6 protein-coding genes are annotated in these 7199 nt (G+C 54.5%); 2 read left to right on the forward strand and 4 right to left on the reverse strand.

All coding sequences use genetic code 11. From position 1 onward, the window contains the following. Positions 1-2: 2 nt before the first annotated feature. Genes P1S46_04220 through P1S46_04235 form a run of 4 tightly spaced genes read right to left on the reverse strand, consistent with a single transcriptional unit; the run spans position 3 to position 5071 of the window. Entirely contained in the window at positions 3-1391 is a 1389-nt protein-coding gene (locus tag P1S46_04220; protein ID MDF1535693.1) for an SPASM domain-containing protein, read from the reverse strand. A 24-nt stretch (positions 1392-1415) separates the two neighbouring features. Beyond that, complete coding sequence (locus tag P1S46_04225; protein ID MDF1535694.1) at positions 1416-2606, reverse strand: hypothetical protein; 1191 nt, start codon at positions 2604-2606, stop codon at positions 1416-1418. Further along, a complete protein-coding gene (gene asnB, locus P1S46_04230) occupies positions 2596-4512 on the reverse strand; it encodes an asparagine synthase (glutamine-hydrolyzing) (protein ID MDF1535695.1) in 1917 nt (638 codons plus the stop codon). Before asnB ends, P1S46_04225 begins: the two co-directional genes overlap by 11 nt. Before the next feature lie 10 nt (positions 4513-4522). Further along, complete coding sequence (locus P1S46_04235; GenBank protein MDF1535696.1) at positions 4523-5071, reverse strand: winged helix-turn-helix domain-containing protein; 549 nt, start codon at positions 5069-5071, stop codon at positions 4523-4525. A 357-nt stretch (positions 5072-5428) separates the two neighbouring features. On the opposite strand from P1S46_04235, the gene rfbF reads away from it, so the two are divergent. Together rfbF and rfbG are read left to right on the forward strand one after the other, a co-directional pair. Further along, entirely contained in the window at positions 5429-6196 is a 768-nt protein-coding gene (gene rfbF, locus P1S46_04240) for a glucose-1-phosphate cytidylyltransferase (GenBank protein MDF1535697.1), read from the forward strand. A gap of 84 nt (positions 6197-6280) precedes the next feature. Beyond that, the coding region (gene rfbG / locus P1S46_04245) for a CDP-glucose 4,6-dehydratase (protein MDF1535698.1) at positions 6281-7199 on the forward strand (919 nt) is incomplete at its 3' end.

Below are 7199 nucleotides of genomic sequence, written 5' to 3' on the forward strand. Positions count from 1 at the left end.
CCTTACCTCCCCTGGTTTTTGATCTCCTGATCCATATCCACATCTTCATAGCGCCATTTCATGTTCTCGCCCATGTGGTTATCGTAAAACTCCCTGAGAGTCATGACTTCGCCCGTCCCTGTGTTCATGATCCCGTATTTTTTCTCCCTGGGAAGTGTATTGAAGATGCGACAGCCGACACACTGCATGGGGATGGGCCTGTCCGGCTTGTTGATGCTGTACCTGAGGGCCTTGTAGGAGCGGTTGTACCAGATATCCCTGAAATTTTCCCGCAGGACGTTGCCGTGGGCATGCTCCCGGATGAAATCCCTGTTGTTGGAAATGAAAACCGCGCAGCACTGTGAGACGTAGCCATCCATCATGATGTACGGTTCCATCCAGGCCATGCAGCAGGAAGGCTCGGGAAGCTCCTCCCTGACGTTGGTACCTGTAAAGTTCACCAGCATCCCGTGCTTGTCCGCCCTGCGGTAGGTCTCGTCGATGATCTCCTGGGGGATATCCTCCAGTTGCAGGTGGAGGATCTGTTTGAAGGCGAGTAAACGGATGATACCGATCCTGGACCCGGCTCCAAACTCCTGACGTTGTCCCATGCTTGCCACGACATCGACGAAATCCGGTATCTCGTGGACGTTGTTTTTCATGGCGATGTAAACAAACATGATCTCCGGGAAAGGTGATCCTTTCCTTTTTTTCATCTCCACCATTTTTTTCACGTTTTCCATGGTGCGCTCGTATTTGCATCCCACCTTCACTGCCTCGTAGGTTTCCTTGCTTGCGCCGTCGAAAGAGAGGACGATGCCCTCCATGTCGTTGTCGACGATGTATTCGATGAGTTCGTCATCGTAATCGCACATGTGGTCGGGGACGTAGGACATGATGTTCCTGTCCCGCAGGTACTTGATGAACCGCTTCATCTCCTTGTGTTCGAAGGAACTTCCTTCACCCACGAGACTTGCCCAGCGCAGGCCAGGGAACTGCTCCATGACTCCAGTGACCTGTTCGTAGCTCATCTGCTTGATAGGCTGGGACTCCCTGGACCAGTAGGTGTGCTCGCAGTGGATGCACCTCTTGGCGCAGGTCGTGGTGATCTCCATCTCCAGCTGCTTGGGCATCCCGTAAAGCTGGGGGAATCTCCGGATGAACGGCCCGGCGAAAAACCACCAGATGCCCGCCCCGCCCGGGCCAACTGGGGTAAACAGCTTGACGCTGATGAACTTCCAGGCGGCGACGGGTCCGCGCTTGCGAAGCAGGTACCAGACGACCCCGATGTAGCCGTAGCCGATGGCAAAAAGCATGGCAAACAACCGCCGCAAACCGATCCGCCTTGCGCTTATGAGCAGGGGGGCCGGAATGAACATGGCCGTCATCTTCTCCTTCAGGTTTGAAGTCATCTCGCTCTCCGTGTGGTCCTGGTTCTAGTTGGATTCCTTTGTGAGAGCCAGGGAATGTTCACTCAAGGCATAGACCAGCCATCCCTGGCACCATCGCATGTACGTCGTCTTCCTCGTATACAGCCATCCCTTCTGGTAGAAGAAACGGTCCTCCCCGTTCCACAGGTCAGTTAGGGCAGCTTCTGTGACCTGGCCTGCGAAATCGAGATCGCCTGCCAGGGTGAAAGAGATGATCCCCTGGGAGTAACCGTGCGCGTCGTAGGGGAACACCCTGTCGTTCATCCACCTGGGGCGTGCTTCCTCAGTGAACAGGTTGGTCCGGTAATATTCCAATCCATGCTCACAGGCTGTGCGAAAACTGTCATCGTCGGAATATTTCCCATATTCGTAGAGGGCATCCACGATCTCCCCTGTGTGGTAGTTGTCGTGGGTGATGTGGCTGTCACCGGAAGGGTATGTGTAGAACCAGGCACCGTAATCGGTCTGTTTGTCTACGACCCAGTTCACCAGGCGCCTGGCCTCATAAAACAGGCTGTTGTCGTTGGTGTGTTTGCCCACTATGGCGCATAGTGCCCCGCAAAGCGCAGAAACGTCCATGACCGCCATGGAGATCTGATCCGAGGGGATATAACTGAGACACAGCATGTCGTTGCTTTCATGCAGGACTTTGGGTGCCTGTAGAATGAAATTCACTGCTTCCCTGGCACCCTCCAGGTACTTTTCATTCCATGTCACTTCATATCCGTGGACGAGAGCCCGCCCGGCGAAATAGGTGACGATCCGGTTGGGCAGCCCTGAAGGCGCATAAAAACCGGGATCCTGCCATGGATAAGGATAGCCCCATGAACTGCCGGGCCACTGTCCTTCCGCCGGATTTTCCAGAAGCCAGTCCAGGAGGGCCTGTGCTTCTTTCAGGCACTCCTCATCACCGGTAACATGATACATGTTAAGCCATGCCCTGGCGAAAAGAGCAACACCCTTGGGATTCTTGTGTTTTCGAACACCCAGGAGGGGACGAAGGTTGATCGGGAACCTCATTACCGCCTGGATCGCGATAATCTTGGGCCACTTCAAGCCCAGTGAAAGTGCCGAGAGAAACGGACTGTTAAGCGCATCGTGTTTTTCCCAACCGGTGTAGTCTCGCTCATGTGCCCATTGGAGACTGCGTTGACAGATGCTGGCCAGCTGCTCCATATCTTTCATCTCAGGCCCCATAGCAGTTCTCCGGCGCCTTGCCGTTTACGAAAAGGTCCTCCCAGACTTTCACACCGAGGATCAACCAGATCAGGAAGTAGTGCCAACGCATCCAGCGATGGGGCGGATGGTCGAGGACTTCCTTGATGAAACCGTACTGGAAGATCCCCTGGTCATCGATAAACTCTTTGGTCAGCTCCATTCTGGCCAGCCCCTGGAGGTCCTTCTGAAACTGGTGGAAAGAGTCGAAGGTGAACCCCCACTTGGGTTTTTCCAGGGTCTTCGCGGGGAGGATCCCCCCCATGGCGGATTTGAGGACCGTCTTGAGCTCCCCCCCGGCGAACTTCACCTCTGCCGGGATGGAGAAGGCGAATTCCACGAGTATCCTGTCAAGGAACGGCACCCTTACCTCCAGAGAGTTTGCCATGGAGGTCTTGTCCTCGTTGAGGAGGAAGTCGTCCACCAACTTGAAACGAAATTCCGTTCGCAGAATATCCTCACGGATATCCTGCGAACTATTTTTAAAAAAGGGCTCAAAAAATGCCTCAATACCAGACTGAATTTTTTTCTGGGTTTCAGGCGTGTAGATGGACGTAAAGAGCCTCCGGTCGTGCTCCCACATGTTGCGGAGGATGGGGTACCATCGCTCGGGAACTCCCAGGGAGAAGGCACCATCCATCCCCCTTTTTGCAAGATCCCACTTCATGGAGCCGAGGTTTCCCGTGAGGGCTGTCAGGAGGTTGCGAATGGGCCAGAGGAGGGCGCGGTTAAGACCCCTTCCGACGAGGCGCTCCGGGAAAACCATAGGACGGGCGTAATCGAAGATCCGGTAGCCCCCGAAAAGTTCATCTCCTCCAAGGCCTGACAGCGCGACCTTGACGTGCTGCGATGCGTACCGGGAAAGGAGATAGAGCTGGATGGCGTTCTCCTTGGGTTCTTCCACGTGCCAGGTCACAAGGGGCATCATGGAAAGGGCGTCGAAACCGATGGTGGTCTCGTGATGGTCCGTTCCGAACTTTTCCGCCACCAGCCGGGAGTCGGCCAGTTCATCGGTGGGTTCATCGAACCCCAGGGAGTAGGTTTTCACCTTCCCATGACCGCTGGCGGCCGCCATGGCAACAAGGGAGCTCGAATCCATCCCCCCCGAGAGGTAAAGCCCCAGGGGAACGTCGCTGACCATCTGCCTGTTGACCGCGCTTGCGAGGAGAGTCCGGGTCTGCTCTGCGCACTCTTCCGGTCTTCTGATAGCTGCATCGGGTTTGGCTGGCGGCTGCCAGTACCGCAACTCCCTGGAGGCGCCTTCCTCCCAGACGAGGCTGGTGGCGGGAGGGAGCATCCGGACTCCCTTGAAGAGGGTGCGCTTACCGGGGATGAACCGGATGTTAGTGAGGAAGTGAAGGGATCCGAGGTCCATTTCAGCGTTAAAGCGTCCGGTTGCCGTGAACGCCTTGACCTCGGAGGCGAAAGCCAGCTCCCTTCCCCTTTGCCACAGGTAAAGAGGCTTGATCCCCACGTGGTCCCTGGCCAGTACCAGTTTTCTCTTCCGCACATCCCATAGGGCGATGGCGAACATCCCGTCAAGATGCTTCGGGAAATCCTCCCCGTACTCTTCGTACATGTGGGGAATGACCTCTGAATCGGTGCGGCTGGCGAACCTGTGCCCCTTCGATTCCAGATCCCTCCGGAGTTCCTGGAAGTTGTAGATCTCCCCGTTCTGTACGGCGGTGATGGACCGGTCCTCGGAATAGACAGGCTGCTTGCCCCCTTCCACGTCGATGATGCTCAGACGCCGGTTGGCCAGGAAAAGGGCCGGGTTCCGGCTTTCGAAGAAACCCTCGTCATCCGGGCCCCGGTGGGTCAGGCTGGCCGCCATTTTCCTGATCGTGGCTCCGTCACCGAAGCCTGCTGTTCCGCAGATACCGCACATAAAAAAACTCCTATAGCTCTCCGTGAGTTTTTTTATCCCAGAGTTTCATGACCGGACCCAGGCTGCCCTTTTCGAGTAACTGATCGAACTCATTCTGGAGCAGAATTAACGTACGTATCTTTCGCTTGATGTACCGCTCGGTCTTAACGATGACGTCATCGAGCTGCTCGAGGTCGATGTCGCCGATGAGCACCATGTCGATGATCCCGCTGTCCTGCCCCCGGGCGTAGTCCCCGCTGAGATAGGCCGCCTCCAGCCTGCCGAGGCGTTCGATGACGGAGCTGACCAGTTCGTCGATACCGGTAATCTTGCGTACCATGGAGGAAAGTTCGGGAAAGAGGGGGTGTTTCGTGTTGGCCCGGTAATAGACGCTGCGGCCGTCACGTTCGGCGATGAGGATGTTGTTTTCGGTCAGGGTGTTTAGCTCCGTCCTCACCGAGTTCGTGGAAACATCGAACTCGGTGGCCAGTTCCCGCAGGTAGGCTTTCATGGCCGGGTTCAGGAACAGCTTTACCAGGAGGTTTATCTTGGTTTTGGATGTAATTATTCCATTTAACATCGTGAAAAACCTTAAATGGGAGGTTTTCCCACCCCGTCTATTGCATGTTGACTGAAATTCAGCTATCGATGGCCTTTTGACGGCTATTATGAGTTACACTTCCATATATTGAGTAGAATACTTACTCAAGATAGGGTAAAAGTGGTTGAGCTGTCAAGAAGAGAAAAACGTTTTTGAGTCGGAACAGTCCGTTAAACCTGGAGGGATCGTTTCATTCCCTTTAAGGTTTAAGTGAGTTTATGGTTTAATAATCCGTGCCGTGAAATTTATAATGAAGGTGAATTGAAAGTTTGGATGTTGTTCTGCAGATTGGCACCAGTCCATTGTTAAGAATGTCCAAAAGGAAGCGGAGGTTCAATGATAGCGGTGATATTGGCGGGAGGGTTCGGCACCAGGCTCAGTGAGGAAACCCAGTTGAAGCCAAAGCCGATGGTCGAGATCGGGCAGAAACCGATCCTGTGGCATATCATGAAGGTCTATTCGACTCATGGTATCAATGAGTTTGTCATCTGTCTGGGGTACAAGGGGTACATGATCAAGGAGTACTTCTCGAATTATTTTCTCCATGTGTCAGATGTGACAATAGATATTGAAAACAATGAGATGGAGATCCACAAAGGCAATGTCGAACCTTGGAAGGTAACGCTGGTGGATACCGGGGAACACACACAGACTGGTGGTCGGCTCAAGCGTGTGGCTTCTTACCTGGGTGATGAACCCTTCTGCTTCACTTATGGTGACGGGGTGGCTGATGTCGATATCGGAGAGCTTGTCAGGTTCCATAACGATCACGGCAAGCTGGCAACGGTGACAGCTGTCCAGCCGCCAGGCCGGTTCGGTGCCATGGTCCTGGAGGGTGAAACTGTTAAAAGGTTTATGGAAAAGCCAAGGGGCGATGGGGCGTGGATCAACGGAGGATTCTTTGTCCTGTCACCTGGCGTTATTGACTACATCGAGGGCGATATGACGACCTGGGAAAAGGAACCCATGGAAAAGCTGGCCGTGGACGGCCAGATGGAAGCATTTCTTCACGGGGGTTTCTGGCAGCCAATGGATACCTTGAGAGACAGGCGTAAACTTGAGGATCTCTGGGCTTCTGGTGAAGCTCCATGGCAGGTTTGGTAGAGATCTATGGAATCGCTATTCGAAGGATTTTTCAAAGACAGGACAGTGTTTCTCACTGGCCACACTGGGTTTAAAGGGGCCTGGTTGTCGATCTGGCTAAACCTCCTGGGAGCGAAAGTGGTGGGTTATTCCCTTGCGCCGCCTACAGTTCCTAGCCTTTTTGATCTTGCGGGCCTCGAGGGGAAGATTGAACACATCGAGGATGATGTTCGGGACGCCAAATCTCTTCTGCGAGCCTTGAAAAGGACCCACCCGGAGGTGGTTTTCCACCTTGCGGCACAACCCCTGGTGGGTGAATCATACAAAGATCCCCTTTTAACCTATGGGACCAACGTCATGGGTACGGTTAACCTTCTCGAAGCTGTGCGGGCCTGTGACACTGTTCGTGTCTGTCAAATCGTTACAACCGACAAATGCTATGAGAACCGGGAGTGGGTATATGCCTACCGGGAAGAGGACCGTCTGGGAGGACGAGACCCCTACAGTTCGAGTAAAGTCTGCGCCGAACTGGTGACCAGAGCATACAGGGATAGTATCTTCACCCCAGGGGCGCCCGGAGAAGACCATCAGCTTATTTCCTCGGTAAGGGCTGGTAATGTTATCGGGGGTGGTGACTGGGCCCTGGACCGTCTGGTTCCGGATTGCTTCCGTGCTGTCACGGCCGGACTGCCCATGGTCCTCAGAAATCCCGAAGCCGTACGCCCCTGGCAGCACGTTCTGGACTGTCTCTCCGGATACCTCTGGCTGGCTGTGATGATGTGGAAAAATGGTGGTGAATATGCCTCGGCCTGGAACTTCGGTCCCGAAATCAAGGATGCAGTTTCGGTCAAGGATCTGATAGGCCGTCTGATACGAATCTGGGAGTCGGAGGGGGAGAATATCCCGGCTCCCGGTCAGGGGGCAGGTGCTCCCCTTTTCAAGGAGGCCCATTATCTCAAACTCGATTGCACCAAGGCCTTCAGCCTCCTCGATTGGCGGCCCGTGATGGACCTGGAGGAAGCCC

It is taken from the genome of bacterium, assembly GCA_029210545.1.
Classification (GTDB): domain Bacteria; phylum BMS3Abin14; class BMS3Abin14; order BMS3Abin14; family BMS3Abin14; genus JARGFV01.

Excerpts from the sequence above, each read along its gene's own strand:
- asnB (MDF1535695.1), bottom strand. The coding sequence starts at position 4,512 with ATGTGCGGTATCTGCGGAACAGCAGGCTTCGGTGACGGAGCCACGATC.
- P1S46_04225 (MDF1535694.1), bottom strand. The coding sequence starts at position 2,606 with ATGGGGCCTGAGATGAAAGATATGGAGCAGCTGGCCAGCATCTGTCAA.
- rfbF (MDF1535697.1), top strand. The coding sequence starts at position 5,429 with ATGATAGCGGTGATATTGGCGGGAGGGTTCGGCACCAGGCTCAGTGAG.
- P1S46_04220 (MDF1535693.1), bottom strand. The coding sequence starts at position 1,391 with ATGACTTCAAACCTGAAGGAGAAGATGACGGCCATGTTCATTCCGGCC.
- P1S46_04235 (MDF1535696.1), bottom strand. The coding sequence starts at position 5,071 with ATGTTAAATGGAATAATTACATCCAAAACCAAGATAAACCTCCTGGTA.